This is a genomic window from Pseudomonas sp. HOU2 (assembly GCF_040729435.1).
Taxonomy (GTDB): Bacteria; Pseudomonadota; Gammaproteobacteria; order Pseudomonadales; family Pseudomonadaceae; genus Aquipseudomonas.
The window spans coordinates 1,498,247-1,516,815 of sequence record NZ_CP160398.1; the positions used below are offsets into that span (position 1 = coordinate 1,498,247).

20 protein-coding genes are annotated in these 18,569 nt (G+C 59.9%); 4 read left to right on the forward strand and 16 right to left on the reverse strand.

Features of this window, described 5'->3' with window-relative positions:
• Positions 1-99 precede the first annotated feature (99 nt).
• Complete coding sequence (locus tag ABV589_RS06620) at positions 100-327, forward strand: YheU family protein (RefSeq protein WP_003192759.1); 228 nt, start codon at positions 100-102, stop codon at positions 325-327.
• A 4-nt stretch (positions 328-331) separates the two neighbouring features.
• On the opposite strand, the gene csrA is transcribed toward ABV589_RS06620, so the two are convergent.
• From csrA to ABV589_RS06635, 3 genes are all read right to left on the reverse strand, one after another.
• Entirely contained in the window at positions 332-517 is a 186-nt protein-coding gene (gene csrA / locus ABV589_RS06625; protein WP_223007747.1) for a carbon storage regulator CsrA, read from the reverse strand.
• A gap of 146 nt (positions 518-663) precedes the next feature.
• Positions 664-996: a YnfA family protein gene (locus ABV589_RS06630; RefSeq protein WP_007965651.1), complete on the reverse strand. Its 333-nt coding sequence runs from the start codon at positions 994-996 to the stop codon at positions 664-666.
• 63 nt (positions 997-1,059) lie between these two features.
• Positions 1,060-1,875, reverse strand: coding sequence for an SDR family oxidoreductase (locus ABV589_RS06635; protein WP_367085334.1), 816 nt, complete (start codon positions 1,873-1,875; stop codon positions 1,060-1,062).
• 321 nt (positions 1,876-2,196) lie between these two features.
• On the opposite strand from ABV589_RS06635, the gene ABV589_RS06640 reads away from it, so the two are divergent.
• Positions 2,197-2,355 carry a DUF3309 family protein gene (locus ABV589_RS06640; RefSeq protein WP_169432680.1) on the forward strand — a complete coding sequence of 53 codons (159 nt, stop codon included), beginning with the start codon at positions 2,197-2,199 and terminating at the stop codon, positions 2,353-2,355.
• Positions 2,356-2,413: 58 nt separating this feature from the next.
• Here the strand turns inward: ABV589_RS06640 and ABV589_RS06645 are convergent, their stop codons facing one another.
• From ABV589_RS06645 to ABV589_RS06690, 10 genes are all read right to left on the reverse strand, one after another.
• On the reverse strand, positions 2,414-4,507 hold the full coding sequence (locus tag ABV589_RS06645) for an LTA synthase family protein (RefSeq protein WP_367085335.1): 2,094 nt from the start codon (positions 4,505-4,507) through the stop codon (positions 2,414-2,416).
• A gap of 311 nt (positions 4,508-4,818) precedes the next feature.
• Complete coding sequence (locus ABV589_RS06650; RefSeq protein WP_367085336.1) at positions 4,819-5,424, reverse strand: START domain-containing protein; 606 nt, start codon at positions 5,422-5,424, stop codon at positions 4,819-4,821.
• Positions 5,425-5,465: 41 nt separating this feature from the next.
• Entirely contained in the window at positions 5,466-5,720 is a 255-nt protein-coding gene (locus ABV589_RS06655) for a YkgJ family cysteine cluster protein (RefSeq protein ID WP_007965643.1), read from the reverse strand.
• 165 nt (positions 5,721-5,885) lie between these two features.
• Positions 5,886-6,377 carry a translation initiation factor 2 gene (locus ABV589_RS06660; protein ID WP_367085337.1) on the reverse strand — a complete coding sequence of 164 codons (492 nt, stop codon included), beginning with the start codon at positions 6,375-6,377 and terminating at the stop codon, positions 5,886-5,888.
• Positions 6,378-6,455: 78 nt separating this feature from the next.
• A complete protein-coding gene (locus ABV589_RS06665) occupies positions 6,456-7,895 on the reverse strand; it encodes a PLP-dependent aminotransferase family protein (protein WP_003226969.1) in 1,440 nt (479 codons plus the stop codon).
• 201 nt (positions 7,896-8,096) lie between these two features.
• On the reverse strand, positions 8,097-8,909 hold the full coding sequence (locus ABV589_RS06670; protein ID WP_127648898.1) for an OmpA family protein: 813 nt from the start codon (positions 8,907-8,909) through the stop codon (positions 8,097-8,099).
• A complete protein-coding gene (locus ABV589_RS06675) occupies positions 8,906-9,262 on the reverse strand; it encodes a DUF4398 domain-containing protein (protein WP_177325746.1) in 357 nt (118 codons plus the stop codon). Before ABV589_RS06675 ends, ABV589_RS06670 begins: the two co-directional genes overlap by 4 nt.
• Before the next feature lie 9 nt (positions 9,263-9,271).
• Positions 9,272-10,093, reverse strand: a complete 822-nt coding sequence (locus tag ABV589_RS06680; RefSeq protein WP_367085338.1) for a transporter substrate-binding domain-containing protein — start codon at positions 10,091-10,093, stop codon at positions 9,272-9,274.
• An 80-nt stretch (positions 10,094-10,173) separates the two neighbouring features.
• Positions 10,174-11,103, reverse strand: coding sequence for an FAD-binding protein (locus ABV589_RS06685; RefSeq protein WP_367085339.1), 930 nt, complete (start codon positions 11,101-11,103; stop codon positions 10,174-10,176).
• 2 nt (positions 11,104-11,105) lie between these two features.
• Complete coding sequence (locus ABV589_RS06690) at positions 11,106-11,855, reverse strand: electron transfer flavoprotein subunit beta/FixA family protein (RefSeq protein ID WP_003226982.1); 750 nt, start codon at positions 11,853-11,855, stop codon at positions 11,106-11,108.
• Between the two features lie 525 nt (positions 11,856-12,380).
• Between ABV589_RS06690 and ABV589_RS06695 the strand changes: the two genes are divergently transcribed.
• Positions 12,381-14,045, forward strand: coding sequence for an electron transfer flavoprotein-ubiquinone oxidoreductase (locus tag ABV589_RS06695; RefSeq protein ID WP_367085340.1), 1,665 nt, complete (start codon positions 12,381-12,383; stop codon positions 14,043-14,045).
• A gap of 182 nt (positions 14,046-14,227) precedes the next feature.
• On the opposite strand, the gene ABV589_RS06700 is transcribed toward ABV589_RS06695, so the two are convergent.
• Positions 14,228-15,118, reverse strand: a complete 891-nt coding sequence (locus ABV589_RS06700) for an AraC family transcriptional regulator (protein ID WP_007961974.1) — start codon at positions 15,116-15,118, stop codon at positions 14,228-14,230.
• 190 nt (positions 15,119-15,308) lie between these two features.
• On the opposite strand from ABV589_RS06700, the gene ABV589_RS06705 reads away from it, so the two are divergent.
• Positions 15,309-16,361: an NAD(P)-dependent alcohol dehydrogenase gene (locus ABV589_RS06705; protein WP_367085341.1), complete on the forward strand. Its 1,053-nt coding sequence runs from the start codon at positions 15,309-15,311 to the stop codon at positions 16,359-16,361.
• On the opposite strand, the gene ABV589_RS06710 is transcribed toward ABV589_RS06705, so the two are convergent.
• A complete protein-coding gene (locus ABV589_RS06710; protein ID WP_367085342.1) occupies positions 16,358-17,161 on the reverse strand; it encodes an IclR family transcriptional regulator in 804 nt (267 codons plus the stop codon). The two genes, ABV589_RS06705 and ABV589_RS06710, sit on opposite strands and share 4 nt — an antisense overlap.
• Before the next feature lie 60 nt (positions 17,162-17,221).
• A complete protein-coding gene (locus ABV589_RS06715; RefSeq protein WP_367085343.1) occupies positions 17,222-18,526 on the reverse strand; it encodes an MFS transporter in 1,305 nt (434 codons plus the stop codon).
• Positions 18,527-18,569 lie beyond the last annotated feature (43 nt).

Below are 18,569 nucleotides of genomic sequence, written 5' to 3' on the forward strand. Positions count from 1 at the left end.
AGCTGGCTTGTCAGCGATGAGGCCGATACAGCCCACACAAAACTGGCAGCCAACCACCAATCGCCGTAGCATCCCGCCATTGATATAGCCGAGGTGCCCATGCTGATTCCCTACGACGCTCTTGAAGTCGATACCCTCACCCGCCTGATCGAGGATTTCGTCACCCGCGACGGCACTGACAACGGTGACGACACGCCGCTGGAGACCCGCGTGTTGCGCGTGCGCCAGGCGCTGACCAAAGGTCAGGCACTGATCGTGTTCGATCCGGAAAGCGAGCAATGCCAGTTGATGCTCAAACACGATGTGCCCAAGCATCTGTTCGACTGAAACCTCAGCGAACCTTTTCAGTGATCTGTTTGCGCTGGATCCGCTCGTAGACTTCAGAGCGATGCACATTGACCTTCTGCGGCGCCTCGACACCAAAGCGCACACTGGAACCGTTGACTGACAACACGCGCACGGATATGTCGTCACCGATGGAAATCAACTCGCCCACAACACGGCTGAGTACAAGCATGGAGTTCGTCCTTCAGGGTTAGCCAGCCCTGAAGATGCGCGGTGGGCACGCGCTCTACAATGGGTCGCGCGCAATTCAGTCTTGCCCTACATCCTGAGTCGCTGCGCCCTTCAGACGTTTCCTGCAAATGGCTAAACAGTCTCGCCTCAAGCGGCAGTAAATCGCGGTCCGAACAGGATCACGCTGGCGCCGATCACGCACAGCGCCACGCCGATCCAGTCCGAACCCAGCGGGCGCACCCGCTCGACCACCGCCAGCCAGCCGATCGACGCGACGATGTAGATCCCGCCATACGCGGCATAGGCGCGCCCGGCGTAAGCCGCTTCCACGCGAGTCAGCAACAGGGCGAACAGGGTCAGGCTGAGCAGCGCCGGGATCACCCACAAGGCACTTTTGCCCTGACGCAGCCACATGAAAAAGGCGAAACAGCCGGCGATTTCAAACAGCGCCGCGAGGAAAAACCACAGGTAATTGAGCATTGATGTGTCTCGACAGGGTGACCATTGCGGCCACCCTAACGACGCGACACCCTTCGGGCAAGTTCAGCCGTTGGTTTGTCTGGCCTTGGCGCGCATTTTATCGGCCATGCTGGTCATTTCGTTGTAGATCAGTTGCGGGTTCTTCTGTTTGATCGCCCAGGCCATGCGCCCCTGCTCGTGCGGCAGGATCATGAACTCGCCGGCGGCCACTTGCTGGTAGATATAGTCAGCGATGTCGGCAGCCGTGATCGGCGAACTTTCCAGCAACTTGCCGACCTGGGCTTTCATGGCCGGCGTCGGGCCACGGAACGAGTCGAGCAAGTTGGTCTGGAAGAACGACGGGCAGACCACATGTACGCTGACTTCCTGCTGCGCCAGTTCAATCAGCAAACTTTCCGAAAGCGCCACTACACCGGCCTTGGCCACGTTGTAGTTGCTCATCGCCGGGCCTTGCATCAGTGCAGCCATCGAAGCGATGTTGATGATCTTGCCTTTGCTCTGTTCGAGCAGCGGCAGGAACGCCTTGCAGCCCTTGACCACCCCCATCAGGTTGATCGCGATCTGCCAGTCCCAATCCTCCAGCGACAGTTCGCTGAAGAATCCGCCGGACGCCACACCGGCGTTATTGACGATGACATCAATGCCGCCGAGCTTCACCTCGCAAGCCTGGGCAAACGCGGTGAGCTGGCTGTAATCACGCACATCGCAACGTTGGGTGAAACCGTCACCACCGGCCTCGCGCACCAACTTCAGGGTTTCCTGCAGGCCAGATTCGCTGACGTCGGACAAGGCCAGTTGCCAGCCTTCACGTGCCCAGCGCAGCGCGATTTCGCGACCTAGACCTGAGCCCGCACCGGTGATCATCATGCGATTTTGCATAGCAGACAGCCTTGTTGTTCTGTAGGAGTTGCGCGAAGTGTAGCGAAGGTTGTGCGTGCGCCCACTCTCCATCAAGTTGCTGAATGGAGGATCAAAAGATCGCAGCCTTCGGCAGCTCCTACACCGATTCCTGTAGGAGCTGCCGAAGGCTGCGATCTTTTGATCTTGCGCTTAAAGGAAATAAGCCTGCGGACCAAATACATTAAAAAAACATTGAATTTTCTTTCACGCGCACCGGTCGGAATTGGTAAGCCGTCTGGAATTAGTTAGCCTCCAGTCGCCCTTGAACACCAAGACTTCTCGAATACTTTCAACAAGGAAATCGACATGGGCACAATTCTTATCATTATCCTGATCCTGTTGCTGATCGGTGGTCTGCCGGTCTTCCCGCACTCCAGAAGTTGGGGTTACGGTCCTTCGGGCATTATCGGCGTGGTGTTGGTGGTGCTGTTGGTCTTGCTGTTACTTGGCAGGATATAAAACCCCAAGACAAAAAAAAGAGGCCCTCAGGGGCCTCTTTTTTTATGCAGCGGTTTTATCAGTCCGGCTTGCCGTTGATCACACCGGCGGTGTTGTCCATCAGGCTCTTGGTTGCCGTTTGCAGGAACGCTTCAAGCTTGAGTTTCAGTTCGGCGGTACGCGGTGCGTCCGGAATGATCTCGGCAGAAGGGTTCGCGCCCAGTTGGTACTGGTAGATCTTCGGCGCCATTTCCTTCTCTTTCGGCAGCACCAGGATCTGATCGGCAGTGACGATGGCAGTGGTCTGCTCGCTGCCCGACGGCTTGATCACACCGAAACCGGTATCGCCTTCCGGCAGGTTCAGCAGGTCACGGCCCCAGCACTGGTGACGCACTTCGCCGCCCAGACGACCCATGATGGTCGGCACGATGTCGATCTGCGTACCCACGGTGTGGTCACGGGTACCGAACTTCTCCTGAATGCCCGGGGCGATCATCAGCATCGGCACGTTGAAGCGGCCCAGGTCCATTTCGGTGATCTGGCGCTCGTTGCCGAAACCGTGGTCACCGACGATCACGAACAGGGTTTCCTTGAAGTACGGCTCTTTGCGCGCCTTCTCGAAGAACTGACCCAGTGCCCAGTCGGCGTAACGCATGGCGGTCAGGTGTTCGTTGAGGCTGCCGCGATCAGTCACGCGCTCCACCGGCAATGGTGTCGGCAACGCATACGGCGTGTGGTTGGACAGGGTCTGCAGCAGCGCATAGAACGGCTTGCCGTTTTCCCGCGCCTTCAATTCCACCAGACCACGGTCGAACATGTCCTGGTCGGACACGCCCCAGGTCGGATCGGAGAACACCGGGTTGACGAAGTCGTTACGACCCACGAAGTTGGTCATGCCCTGGTTGCTGAAGAAGCCCGACTGGTTGTCCCAGGCGAAGTCGCCATTGTAGACATACACGTCATCATACTTGCGCGCGCTGAGCAGCTGCGGCAGGCCGGAGAGCTTGTGGCTGCCTTCCGGGGTCTGCATCAGGTATTCGAAACCCGGCAGGTTCGGGAAGCACGCCATGGTCGCAAACATGCCCTGGTGGGTGTGGGTGCCGTTGGAGAAGAAGCGGTCGAACAGCAGGCCTTCCTTCGACAGTTTGTCGAGGTAAGGCGTGATGTTGCCCGGTGCGCCCAGGGCGCCGACCGAGTGACCGGCCATGCTTTCCATCAGGATCACGACCACGTTCTTGATCGGCAGGGTCTTGTCGGCCGGTGGCGTGTAGTCACGACGCACGGCAGCGATGTCGGCATCGACCAGTTTGTCGTCCGGCATCACCAGCATCTCGCGCACCACTTTCTGCGCCTGTTCCTGCGGCAGGGTGGCTTTCCAGATGTTGTTGCGATCCTCGCCCATGCGGTCTTTGGCAGCGGCGATCAGCGACAGCGTGCCGTTGAGGCCGAGCTGGTTGGCGAAGTTCGATTCGGTGGTGTACACGTCACCCCAGCGCAGCGGCGGGCCCTGGCGCAGGGTGCCACGAGCGGCCACGACGCAGATCAGCAGGCAGACCACGAACACCGCCAGGCGGGTGTACCACGGCGCCACCTGACGGGTGCCGACGTTGCCGCCGCTGAACGGGCCACGTGGCCGGGTCGCGCGGTCGGCGCCCTTGAACGCCAGGGTCAGGATCACGGTGCCGATGACCCACGCCAGCAGGTAGCGCACCACCGGGAAACCGTACCAGAGCATGCTCATCACGGTTTTCGGGTCTTCTTTTACGTACTGGAACACCAGGCCATTGAGGCGCTGGTGGAACTCACGGTAGAAGTCCATTTCCATCAGACCGAGGAACAGCGCGATGCTGGACGCCACGGTCAGCCACAGACGGAAGAAGCCCCGCGCAGCCATCGCCCGCGCACTGAACAGTGCCAGCAGCAGCGGAACGCAGACGTAGACCACCAGGCGCAGGTCGAAACGCAGGCCGTTGGCGAAGGCTTCGAGGAAGGTCGAAGCCGGGGTATCGAGGATCATCTCGCGGTTGTAGACCAGCAGCGCGAGGCGCAGCACGGAAAACATCACCATCATGACCAGGGCACACAACAGTGTGTAGGCCAGATGCGATTTGACGGTCGGTTGCAGCAGGCGAGTGGAAGATCGCTGCTGATTCAGGGCGTCCGGGTTTGCCATGTCGTTTTAGGACCCATTGGAAGTTGAAGTTGCAAAATACAGCGGCGCCATGCCCTCTATTGGCCATTCCAGGCCCCGGGGCGTGCGCGGTGCGCAAATGTTGCACGATCAACGGCAGCATTGCCATTGATTACTGCCGCCCTGCCCGACTCTTTCATGCAAGCATTCGGATACGGACAAGCGGGGCTGCGCGGGCGAATTGTCTGGAACACTTTGTGAAAATTTCGTCCAACGCATATCTGGAAACACAATATAACGACAAAACAAAAACGCCCCGAATCGGTCGGGGCGTTTTGCTGTGAGCGCGAAGATTACTTCTCAGCGCGTTCTTTCAGGGCTTTAAGGGTGTTGAAGGGAGCATCGACCACGAACTTGTTGGCAATCATGCTTGGCACGCTGCCGCCTGGTTCAGTGTGCACCTGATAGGTCACTTCAACCTGATCACCTTTGGGCACGAACTTCCAGAAGCCTTTGACCTGAGCGACACGGACAAAGCCTTTCTCTTCGGGAATGTACTTCGGCACGCCTTCGAGGTTGCGGGTCAGGCTGCCATCGGCACCTTCAACGGTGGTGACGTGCAGCACCGAATCGCGTGGGGTGACTGGCCACGGCGTATTGAACTGGGTGTAGGTCCAGCTCTGATCGCCTTCGTGTTTGAGCAGTTTCTGGGTTTTGCACTCGTGAATCCAGGCGCAGGCTCCGGACACGTCTTCCTGCAAGGCACGCAGTTTGGCAACGGTGGTCTTCATCAAGGCAACACCCTGATAGGACTTGTAATCGGAACCCGGCACTTCGGCCAGCGAGACCTTGATCCCGTCCTGCTCCTTGGCGACTTTCCAGTCCTCAGCCTGAGCAACCGAAGTAACCAGCACAGCCGTCAAACCACACAACACAGCGATACGATGCAGCGAACCCATAGTCTTATTCCTTATTGTTGAAGTTCCGTTCGTTTGACACATCACGCCGCCGTCATCTGCTCCCACCAGCCGATCAGTTTGATCGCCTCTTCCGAGCTGCTGCCACAGACTTCGACATCGGCGGCAAATCCTGAACAGACCGCCGGGCGCTCCGGCTGGCCGAAAATGTTGCACAGGTTTTCGACCGACAGCTGCACGCAACGTTCGCCGGCAGGTTTGCCGTCGGGCATGCCCGGAATGGCAGAACTGATGGAAGGGGCAATACAGCAAGCGCCACAGCCTTCACGGCATTTCATGACGAGCAAGTCCTCGCGACGGGCAATGTGTTAAAGAGACACGGACAGAGTAACCGCTAAAACGGTTGTTTCAAATTCCCTGAACCGGGGTTTTTACCGATAACTGAATGTGACTGACCAGTCTCCGACAAAGCGTCTGGTTCGCGGGTCACGGATCGATTGAATTTATTGCTTGAACTCGAAATCCAGCGCAGCGCCTTCGACTTCGCGGCGCTCTTCGTTGCGCAGCTGCAACTGCATTTCGTTGCTGAGCAGGCGGCCGTTGAGCTGGAAACCGCTGTTCTTCTCGCCGAACATCTGCGGCAGGATCGCCTCGTGCTTGGGCAGCGACACGGTGCCGGCGGGTTTGAGTTGCTGAACCATGTCCTTGGGCAGACTCAGATCGAGCTTGGCCGGCGGCAGTTTGGTTTTCACCACCTCACTGGCCGGTTTTGACTTAGAGGCAATCGGGGGCCGCTTCTTCAGCGGAGCAGCTTTCTTCTGCGGGGCTTTTTTATCCTGAGCCTTCTTGTCCGCAACGGCTTTGCTGCTGGCGGTTTTACTCGCCGGAGCTGACGCCGCAGGCTTTTCCTGAACGGCGGCTGCCATGACACCGGGCGCATCGCCCATCGTCAACACACCAAGCAAAATCCAGGCAGCAGGCAAAATCGCTTTCATGAGCCCCACAACACTAACGGCAGAGGGCCATATGCTCGCTTGTTGAGCGTCACAAGACAAGCGTGACGCACCACTCGTTCAGAAACCGCCAGCGGTTTCCTGACACAGTTGGGTCGCCAGCAAACCGAGGGTCATCAGCGCCCTTTCCGCCTCGCGATTCCACGGCGTGCCGCAGTTCAGGCGAATGCAGTGATTGAACTGCTCGGTATTACTGAAGATCAGCCCCGGTGCAATGCTGATGCCCTGCTGCAAGGCGCGCACGTGCAATTCCTGGGTATTGACCCTGCCCGGCAGACTCACCCAGAGGATGAAACCGCCCGTAGGCCGGGTCATTTGCGTGCCTTCGGGGAAGTACTGCTGCACCGCCAGCTGGAACGCACTGAGGTTTTTTCGGTATTCCTGGCGGATGTACCGTAAATGCCGGTCATAACCGCCATTTTCCAGATAAGCGGCAATCGCCATCTGCGTGACACTGCACGCCGAATGCGTGGTGAAAGTCTGCAGACGCTGGATTTCCTGCTGATACTTGCCGGCAATCATCCAGCCGACGCGCACACCCGGCGACAACGTCTTGGAGAAACTCGAGCAGTAGATCACCCGATCCAGTCGATCGTAGGCCTTGAGGGCTTTGGTGCGGCCCTGTTCGAACATCAACTCGCCATAGATGTCGTCTTCGACGATCTGGATATCAAAATCCGAGGCCAGCCGCAGCAGTTGCTTCTGCCGCTCTTCGGGCATGGTGCCGCCCAGTGGATTGCTTAGTCGGGTGGTCAGAACCAACGCTTTGATCGACCATTGGTTGGCCGCCAGTTGCAGGGCTTCGAGGCTCATGCCAGTGGCCGGATCGCTGGGGATCTCGATCACTTTCAAGCCGAGCAGGTCGGCCAGTTGCAGCAAGCCGTAATAGGTTGGCGATTCGGCCGCGATCAGATCACCTGGACGGGTCAGCACCCGCAGCGACATCTGCAGCGCATCGACACAACCGTGGGTGATCACCACTTCTGACGGATCGACCACGACCCCGGCGTCGCGCATGCGGATCGCCACTTGCCGGCGCAGCGGTTCGAACCCGGGGCTGAACATGTAGCTGAATGCCCGAGGACTATGGAAACGAGTGACCTTGGCCAGTTGCTGATGCAATGCGCGCACCGGCAAGTAGTCAACGCTCGGCACTGCCGCGCCCAATGGGAAAACCCCCTCGCGCCGGGATTCGACCAACACTTGCTGAATGATACTGGCGCGGGTGACCAGGCCTGGCCGTTCGACCCGGGCGATGTCCGGCGTCGGCGCCGTTAGTGCCGGGGTCTGGTGTACGTAGTAACCGGACTGCGGCCGCGCACGGATCAGGCCCTGATCTTCGAGATTGGCGTAAGCCTGCAACACCGTTGCATGGCTGACATTGAGCTGCGAACTCATCTTGCGCACCGACGGCACGCGTTCTCCGGGCTGATAGACACCACGCCGGATGTCTTCCGCCAGTTGTTGAGCAATACGTTGGTAGAGCAAGAGGTTGGTCATGACGCAGCACTCGATTTCACGGGCATTTTATTCTTGTGTGAAACAATACCGGAACAGTTTAGAAGTGTACTGGGACAGTTGCCACCATAGTCGACCGTACAGTGCAGTGTCAGCTACAACTGTACGGATTTGCGTGCTATTCGACAGACGTAAAAAAGCCCGGCGCTGCATGACAGGCCGGGCTTTCCAGAGACGCAGCCCTCAGCGGGCGGCGCCGAGCTGGCCTTTTTCGTCGGAGAACACAATTTCCACCCGACGGTTCTGTGCCCGCCCGCGCTCGGAAGCGTTGGCGTCCACTGGGTACTCGTCGCCGTAACCTTCGACCTGAATGCGCTTGTCCTCAATCCCGAGGTCCATCAGCACATCGGCCACCGCTTGCGCGCGATCACGCGACAGCTTGAGGTTTTCCTGTTTGCCGCCGGTGCTGTCGGTGTAGCCCTCGATGCGCACCACGCGTTTCGGGTTGAGCTGCAGGAACTGCACGATCTTCAACACCACGCGATTGGCCGAGTTCTTCAGCTCCGCTTCGCCGGTGTCGAACAGCACGTCGCCCAAGGTCATGACCAGACCGCGATCGGTTTGCGTGGTGGCCAGCGCGACGATTTGTTCTTCGAGCCACTTGCCCTGCTGCTGCACGCTCAGCAGTTTGGACTCGCGCAGGGCCAGCTGCAGTCGCTGGCGCTCCAGCTCCAGCTTCGCCGCGCGCTCTTCGTTGAGCACCAGATTGGTGTGTTCGCGGGCGATTTCGCTGTAACGCTGACTCAGGTAGGCGTAATGCGCGACGTCCCAACCGCTGCCCCAATAGGTCGACAGGCGATCGGCACGGGCCAGCGATTCACCGGCGCGGATCACGTCCTTGGGCGCGATACGCAGCACGTTGGAATCTTCCTTGACCTTCTGGAAGTCGCTGCTGGCCTGTTGCAAGGCGGCTTCGCTGTGTTGACCGGCGCAACCGTAGAGGCTTGCGCAACCGGCCAGAATCAACCCGCCGAGGGCTTTGGACTTGAGGCTCATTGGGCATCTCCCAGTTGCTTGCGCAGACGGATGATGCGGGTGTTGAGCACGTTCAGTTGCTCTTCGCTCTTTTGCGTCAGCACCTTGGCTTCGGCCAGACGTGCATCCAGCTCGGCCTGTTCGGAACGCATGCGCGCGTTCTTGTAAGACTCGTCGGTCATGTTGCCCTTGGCCCGGTTGAACTTGTCTTCGGCCAGTTTCATTTCCGGCATTTCATCGGCGGTCGCACCGACAGCCTTGGCCTGGGTGATGGCCTGCTCGGTCAGGCGCATTTGCTCAATGGGCGCAGGATCGTTGGCGCAGCCGGCCAGGGCCAGAACGGCCATGGCCGCGAAAAGAGGTCGAATACTCACTAAGAATCCCTACTGTTTTGGGGCACTGACAGGTGGCTGCGGCTGTTGCTGCTGAGCCTTCCAGCGCTCGATGTTGCGTTGCAGCGCGGCTTCGGTCAGTCCGGACGCGGGCAATTCTGTCATCTTTTTAGCGAGCTGTCCGCGCAACCACGGATCGTTGCAGGCCGAGTTGTGCGAAACCGCGAGGAACAGACCTGGCCGGTCAATCGGTTGCTCGAAGGCCAGCAGATCATTGGCCATGCCCAATGCCTGCGCGGCGGCCATGCCCGAGTAGCGACCGGCGAGTACATATTCCACTTCACCCAGCAGAAGTTTCTGAAAGGCCTGGGTGATGTTTGCCGTCCGCGTCAGGGTCAGATTCTGCTCGGCGAAAGTGCCGAATGCCTGGGTCATTCGAGACTTTTCCGACATCCCGCCCGTGTGCCCGTGCAGGTCTTTGGCTTCGCTGTAGACCAGCGTCGAGCCTTTGCGCGTCCATACCAGGTAATCGTTTTCCAGCAACGGCGGATAAATGTAGTCGAGGTTTTCCAGTTCATTGAACATCAGCGGTGTGTCGGCCAGCATGTCCATGCGCCCGCTGCGCACTTCATCGAGGGCCTGCGAGCGTTTGCCGGCGTAGAGCAGCTCGACCTTGATCCCCAGATCCTTGGCCACTTGCTGCAACAGGTCGGCACTGGCGCCAATCAACTGCTTGGGATTCTGCGGATCCTGCCACAGGTACGGCGGCGCATCCGGGCTGCCGGTGACGACGAGGCGCTCGCATTTGCCGGCGGCCGCAGCCATGCCCGGCAAGAGGATCAATCCCGATAACAGCCAGCGGCGCAGATCCATGGCAAAACACTCCCACTCAAATTCGAGACAAAAAAAAGCCCGACCACAAGGCCGGGCTCTTTATAAGTGAAGCCGCCGGATTAGACCAGCTTCTCCAGCTCAGGTACCGCTTCGAACAGATCCGCCACCAGACCGTAATCGGCCACCTGGAAGATTGGCGCTTCTTCATCCTTGTTGATCGCGACGATCACTTTGGAGTCTTTCATGCCGGCCAGGTGCTGGATCGCGCCGGAGATACCGACGGCGATGTACAGCTGTGGCGCAACGATCTTGCCGGTCTGACCGACCTGCATGTCGTTCGGGACGAAACCTGCGTCGACCGCGGCGCGCGAAGCACCGACAGCAGCGCCCAGCTTGTCGGCCAGGGCGTACAGGTGTTTGAAGTTGTCACCGTTCTGCATGCCGCGGCCGCCGGAAACGACGATCTTGGCAGCGGTCAGCTCAGGACGATCGGACTTGGCCAGTTCTTCGCTGACGAAGCTGGAAGTGCCGGCGTCGTGCGCAGCAGCAACCGCTTCAACAGCCGCCGAACCACCTTCAGCGGCAACCGGGTCGAAACCGGTGGCGCGCACGGTGATCACTTTGACCGGGGCGGTCGACTGCACGGTAGCGATGGCGTTACCGGCGTAGATCGGGCGCTTGAAGGTGTCGGCGCTTTCTACCGAGATGATCTCGGAGATCTGGTCAACGTTCAGTGCAGCGGCAACGCGCGGCAGGATGTTTTTGCCGTTGGACGTGGCGGCAGCCAGGATGTGGCTGTAGTCCTTGCCCAGCTCTGCAACCAGCGGCGCAACATTTTCCGGCAGCTGATGCGCGTAAGCGGCATTGTCAGCGTTCAGGACTTTGCTCACGCCAGCGATTTTCGCAGCGGCTTCAGCCACGGCGCCAGCGCCCTGGCCTGCAACCAGAACGTGGATGTCGCCGCCGATTTTGGCAGCAGCAGCCACGGTATTCAGTGTGGCCGGGGCCAGCACTTTGTTGTCGTGTTCAGCGATTACCAAGATAGTCATTTTTAGATTACCTTCGCTTCGTTTTTCAGTTTCTCGACCAGTTCAGCCACCGACTTGACCTTGATGCCCGCGCTGCGTGCAGCCGGCGCTTCGACTTTCAGGGTCTTGTTGGTGGAGGCGGTGGAAACGCCCAAAGCGTCCGGAGTCAGCACTTCGAGAGGCTTCTTCTTGGCTTTCATGATGTTTGGCAGGGACGCGTAGCGCGGCTCGTTCAAACGCAGGTCGGTGGTGACGATGGCCGGCAGTTTCAGCGAAACGGTCTGCGCGCCGCCGTCGATTTCGCGGGTCACGGCAACGCTGTCGCCGGACACTTCGACTTTCGAAGCGAATGTGCCCTGACCGTAGCCGCTCAGTGCAGCGAGCATCTGGCCGGTCTGGTTGTTGTCGCTGTCGATGGCCTGTTTGCCCAGGATCACCAGTTGAGGCTGTTCCTTGTCGACCACAGCCTTGAGCAGCTTGGCCACGGCCAGCGAAGTCAGGTCTTCAGCGGATTCGACGAGGATGGCGCGGTCGGCACCCAGAGCCAGTGCGGTACGCAGCTGTTCCTGAGCGGTGGACGGGCCGATGGAGACGACGACGATTTCAGTCGCAACACCTTTCTCTTTCAGGCGTACGGCTTCTTCCACTGCGATTTCGCAGAACGGGTTCATCGACATCTTGACGTTGGCGAGGTCTACGCCGGAATTGTCCGCTTTGACGCGAACCTTGACGTTGTAATCCACAACGCGTTTGACAGCTACAAGAACCTTCATGGATTCCTCGTTACTCTCCGGTGAAAAGAAAGTCGCCTAGGCGAACCTGGCGGATGATGCTCATCGGGCACAAGGGCACCTCTAAAAACGCCGGCTGGGGCCGATGACCGTTCGTCAGTGGTGACCAACGGGTCATTGATTCGCACGGTGTGTAAACTGCGCGCCGGACTTGCGCTGCGCATCACCTTGTACTGCCTGTGCCCTGTCTTTAGAGGTGCTCTTGAAACCGCCAGTCTGCCTACGGCGAGCGCAAAACCGCCCGTATCTTGACCGGAACGCCTATTCCGGTCAATACGGCAAAATGGCCGTTCATAAGCCGTGCTTCTTTGATTTCTCTGGGCTGGAGCCGATTCAAACAAACGTTTGTATTGGACGCTCGGAGTGGTGTAGATATAATGCGCCGCCTAGAGAGAAAGGTGGTTTGCCCATTATTACCCTTGACGTTAACGTAAAGGCAATAACGGATACGACACCGAACCTCCAAATTAGAAAAAAAACTGTTGAGCCTTGAGTAGGAGATAGCCTGTGGAACGCGAATACATGGAATTCGACGTGGTCATCGTCGGTGCCGGCCCCGCTGGCCTGTCCGCCGCCTGCCGTCTGAAGCAGAAGGCCGCCGAAGCCGGTAAGGAAATCAGCGTCTGCGTGGTCGAAAAAGGCTCCGAAGTCGGCGCGCACATCCTTTCCGGTGCCGTGTTCGAACCACGCGCTCTGAATGAACTGTTCCCGGACTGGAAAGAACTCGGCGCCCCGCTGAACACCCCGGTCACCCGCGACGATATTTTCGTGCTGAAAAACGCCGACAGCGCGCAGAAGATTCCTGACTTCTTTGTGCCCAAGACCATGCACAACGAAGGCAACTACATTATTTCCCTGGGCAACCTGTGCCGCTGGCTGGCCCAGCAGGCCGAGAACCTGGGTGTGGAAATCTACCCGGGCTTCGCCGCTCAGGAGGCGCTGATCGACGAAAACGGCATCGTGCGCGGGATCATCACCGGTGACCTGGGCGTCGATCGCGAAGGCAATCCGAAAGAAGGCCTGTACACCCCGGGTATGGAACTGCGTGGCAAGTACACGCTGTTCGCCGAAGGCTGCCGTGGGCACATCGGCAAGCAACTGATCAAGCGCTACAACCTCGACAGCGATGCCGACGCCCAGCACTACGGCATCGGCCTCAAAGAAATCTGGGAAATCGACCCGGCCAAACACCAGCCGGGCCTCGTGGTGCACACCGCCGGCTGGCCGCTGGACATCATGGGCACCGAAAACACCGGCGGCTCGTTCCTCTATCACCTGGAAAACAACCAGGTAGTGGTCGGTCTGATCGTGGACCTGTCCTACAGCAACACTTACCTGTCGCCGTTCGACGAGTTCCAGCGTCTCAAGCATCACCCGGTGCTCAAGCAATACCTGGAAGGCGGCAAACGCGTCAGCTACGGCGCGCGCGCCATCTGCAAGGGCGGCCTGAACTCGCTGCCGAAAATGGTCTTCAAGGGTGGCGCGCTGATCGGTTGCGACCTCGGCACCCTGAACTTCGCCAAGATCAAAGGCAGCCACACCGCGATGAAGTCCGGCATGCTCGCCGCGGAATCGGTGGCCGATGCACTGTTCGCCGAGAAGGATGGCACCGAAGAGCTGACCTCCTACGTCGACGCGTTCAAGAAGAGCTGGCTCTACGACGAACTGTTCGCCAGCCGTAACTTCGGCCCGGCGATCCACAAGTTCGGCGCGATTGTCGGCGGTGGTTTCAACTGGCTGGACCAGAACATCTTCGGCGGCAAACTGCCGTTCACCCTGCACGACACCAAACCGGACTACGCCTGCCTCAAGCTCGCGGCCGACTGCAAGAAGATCGACTATCCGAAGCCGGACGGCAAACTCAGCTTCGACAAACTGAGCTCGGTGTTCATCTCCGGTACCAACCACGAAGAAGAACAGCCTTGCCATCTGAAGCTGACCGACCCGAGCATTCCGCTGAGTCGCAACCTGCCGATGTACGACGAACCGGCGCAGCGCTACTGCCCGGCCGGTGTGTACGAAGTGATCACCAAGGAAGACGGCGAAAAACGCTTCCAGATCAACGCCCAGAACTGCGTGCACTGCAAGACCTGTGACATCAAGGACCCTTCGCAGAACATCACCTGGGTCACGCCGGAAGGCGCTGGCGGCCCGACTTACCCGAACATGTAGGTCGAATCGCTGAACAACGAGGCTCCCGAAATGGGGGCCTTTTTGTTGCCCAAAATTCCTGCATTCCCCTGTAGGAGCTGCGGCACGCTGCGATCTCTTGACGCTGATCTGAAAATCAAAAGATCGCAGCGTGCCGCAGCTCCTACAGGGATCGCGGGTCCAACAGGAACGTTGCCACTGACTCAGGCAACGCGCTCATCACCAGGGCTGCGCTCAAAGTAGCGCTTGTACTCACGACTGAACTGCGACGTACTCTGATACCCCACCCGATGCGCCACCTGCGCCACGCCCAGACCTTCGGCGACCAGCAAGGTCTGCGCCTTGAGCAGGCGCAGGCGCTTCAGATACTGCACCGGCGACAGCAGCGTGCTGCGCTTGAAGTGCTCGTGGAAGGACGACACGCTCATGTTCGCGCAACTAGCCAGAGTCTCGACATTCAGCGGCTCGGTGTAGTGCGCATGCAGATGGCTGATCGACGCTGCGACCCGGGCGAACTGCCCCTGCTGCTCCACCAGCGCGCGCAACACATCGGCCTGCGGCCCGCGCAGCGCGGTGAACAACAATTCACGCACCCGCGCCGGCCCGAGAATCTGCCGCTCCAGCGGATCGTGCAGGCAGCGCAGCAAACGTTCGACACAGCCACGCATGTCATCGTCGAGCACCACCGAGGTCATCGACTCCGGCGTCTGCGCCGGGATATGCCGCCCCGGTGCCAGTCCCATGGCCAGCACCAGTTCGCCGAGCAGCACCCGGTCGATGGCCACCGATACGCCCAGCAACGGCGCGTCCGGCAAGGCAAAGGTTTCGCACTCGAACGGCACCGGCAGCGCCTGAATCAGATAGTGCCCGGCGCCGTACTCCATGGTGCGCGGGCCGAGGAACGCCAGTTTGCTGCCCTGAGCGATGATCATCAGGCTCGGCTCGTAAATGTGCGGGCCACGCGCCACGTCACAACTGGCGCGCAACACCTGCACGCCGGGCAACCCGGTCTGGCTGTAACCATCGCAGAGCGCCAGCGGCTCGATCAGCGAAACCAGCGTGGCATTGGCATCAAGGTGACGGGTCAACTGCATCGGAGGGGTCTTCAAAAAAGTCACGGAAAAAGGCATGCAAGCATCATCGCAGATCCTTTTGCCAATGCGCTTGCCCAGACCCGCATGCCGGAGGATTAGGCATGAGACCCGGAGGAATCGTCATGGCCGCAGCGGCAGACGGCGCCCAGAATGCGCCACCTCACTTGTCACTGCTTCTGCGAGGTTTCTCATGTACACCGCTATCGGTTATGCCGCCCAATCGGCCACCACTCCCCTCGCCCCGATGAAATTCGAACGCCGCAGCCCACGCGCTGACGACGTGGCGATCGAGATCCTGTACTGCGGCGTCTGCCACTCCGACATCCACCAGGCGCGCAACGAATGGGGCATCGCGGTTTATCCGTTGATGCCCGGCCACGAGATCGTCGGTAAAGTCACCGCCGTTGGTGCGAACGTCACCCAACATAAAGTAGGCGATCTGGTCGGCGTTGGCTGCATGGTCGACTCCTGCCGCACCTGCGCCGCCTGCCAGCAGAACCTTGAGCAATACTGCCTCGAAGGCCCGACCATGACCTACGCCACCCCGGACCGGGTCGATGGCAGCAACACCATGGGCGGCTACTCGGACAGCATCGTGGTCAGCGAGCACTTCGTCGTGCGCATCCCGGAAAAGCTGGATCTGGCCAGCGCCGCGCCGATCCTCTGCGCCGGCATCACCACCTACTCGCCGCTCAAGCATTACGGGGTCAAGGCCGGCGACAAGGTCGGGATTCTCGGTATGGGCGGCCTCGGCCACATGGGCATCAAGTTTGCCAAGGCACTGGGCGCGGAAGTCACGCTGTTCACCCGCTCGGCGAGCAAGGCCGAAGAAGGTCGTCGTCAGGGCGCCGATCACGTGATCGTCTCCACCGATGCCGAGCAGATGGCCGCCGCCGCAGGCCAATTCGACTTCCTGCTCGACACCATCCCGGTGCAGCATGATCTCAATCCGTACCTACAAACCCTGCGCTTTGATGGCGTGCACATTCTGGTCGGCCTGATCGAACCGATCGATCCGCCCGTGCACGCCGCCAACCTGGTGCTGGGCCGTCGCGTGCTGGCCGGTTCGTTGATCGGCGGCATTGCCGAAACCCAGGAAGTGCTGGATTTCTGCGCCGAGCACAACATCACCTGCGACATCGAAATGCTCGACATCCGCCAGATCAACGAAGCTTATGCGCGGATGATTGCCGGTGACGTGAAGTATCGCTTCGTGATCGACATGGCGACGCTGAAGCTTTAAACCTTCAGACCGAGTTCTGCCGAGAGCCGGGCTGTGACCCCTTTGATCAGGGGGATCAGCTCGGCCATTTTTTCCAGCGGCATGTACGGCACGGTGCTGGCGATACTGATCGCCGCGACAATGCGCTTGCTCGCATCACGAATCGGCGCCGCCACGCAGCGGATCGACGGTTCGTTGTCTTCCAGATCGAAGGCGTAGCCGCCGGCCACGTACTCGGTCATGCGCTGCTCGAGCTGCTCCCACGATTGCTGCGGATGCTGCGGCCAGAACTGACTTTTCCCACCCGCCGGCAGGCTGATGTCGTACAAGCGCTGCCAATCCTGCGGCGCATCGTCGAGCATCAAGGCCTTGCCGATCCCGGTGCGTGCCAGCGGCATGCGGTGGCCGACCCGCGAGCGCATTTCCGGGCCATTGCGCCCCGGATTCTTCAGCAGGTACAACACCTCGTCGCCCTCACGAATCCCCAGGTGCACGGTGTCGCCGGTCAATGCCGACAACTCATTCAGATAGGGCGCGGCCAGACTCACCAGCGGCAACTCTTCGCGGGCCTGAAACCCCAGCTCGATCAGTTTTGGCCCCAGCAGATAGCCGATTTGCGGCACCACGCGCAGGTAACGTTCGTCCACCAGGCAACTGGCCAGACGATGGGTGGTGCTGCGCGTGGTGCCGATCAGCCGGGCGATCTCTTTCAGATCACGGGCGCCACTGGCCACCGCCTGCACCACACCCAGGCCGCGAAGCAGGGTCTGGGTGCCGGTGGGTGCGGCGTCCTTGGTTTTTTCCGGGGCGTCTTCCTGCATATCCAGCCTTTACCGTTGAGCGAGGGAACGGGCGGCATTATGGTCGCCCGACGCAGACCACTACAACTCGATACGCTCGACCTTGCCTACCAGAAACACGTAGGACAATGCACCGATCAGCGCCAGAACCGCGATGTAGGTGATCGCCGGGGCAAACGAATCGCCACTGGCGAGGAACCCGATGACGATCGGCGTGGCAATCGCCGACAGGTTGCCGATGAAGTTGAACACCCCACCGGTCAAGCCGAGCAAGCGCGCCGGAGCCAGGGTCGAGACCAGCGACCAGGTGATCGAGGCCAGACCGTTGCCGAAAAACGCCAGCGCGAGGAAGGCAATCACCAGCGGTGTCGATTCAACGAAATTGGCACCGATGATCGAGGTGGAAATCAACAGTCCGCCAATGATCGGCAACTTGCGCGCAAAACCCACGCTGCAGCCACGGCGAATCAGCAAGTCGGAAAAGAACCCCGAACACAGCACGCCAATGAACGCGGCCAGAAACGGCAGTGATGCCAGCAGGCCGGACTTGATGAAGTCCATGCCGCGATATTTCACCAGGTAGGTCGGGAACCACGTCAGGAAAAACCACAGCGTCGAGTTCAGGCAGAACTGGCCGAGGTAGATGCCCCACAATTTGCGCTTGCTCAGGACGATGCCGAGGTCGGTCCAGCTGAACGACGCCTTGGCCGTCTGCGCTTGAATATCCACCAGCCCGCCGCCTTCGCGGATCAGGTCGATCTCCGCGTTGTTGGCGCCCTTGAAATCCCGCGGTTCGCGATACACCGCGTACCAGATCGCCGCCCAGACAATCCCCGCCGCACCGGTGGCGACGAACACCATGTGCCAGCCGAACTCATGTTGCAGCCAGGCCAGCACCGGCGTCAGAAACGCCAGGCCGACAAACTGCCCGGAAGTGTAGAAACCAATCGCCGTGGCCCGCTCGCGCTCGGGAAACCAGGTGGTGACCACGCGGCTGTTGATCGGATAGGCCGGTGCTTCCAGCGCGCCGACCGCCATGCGCAGCACGAACAGCGCAATGAAACTTGCGGCAAAGCCGAGCAGCACCGTGGCCAGCGACCACAGCAGCAGCGCGACGCTATAAAGGATGCGCGGCGGCACCCGATCCACCAGCCAGCCGCCGGGGATCTGCATCGCGGCGTAGGTCCAGCCGAACGCCGAGAAAATCAGCCCGACATGCACCGGGTCGATGCCCAGTTCGCTGGTCAGCGCGGGCGCGGCAATCGACAGGTTGCTGCGGTCGAGGTAGTTGATGACCACGGTGATGAACAACAGCACCATGATGAAAAACCGCTTGCGGCTAGGCGTGACTAAAGACGCCTGCCCGGTGAGGGTTTGCGTTGGCATGGGGGGTGCCTCTTCTTATGATTATTTGAGGACAGTCGTAAAA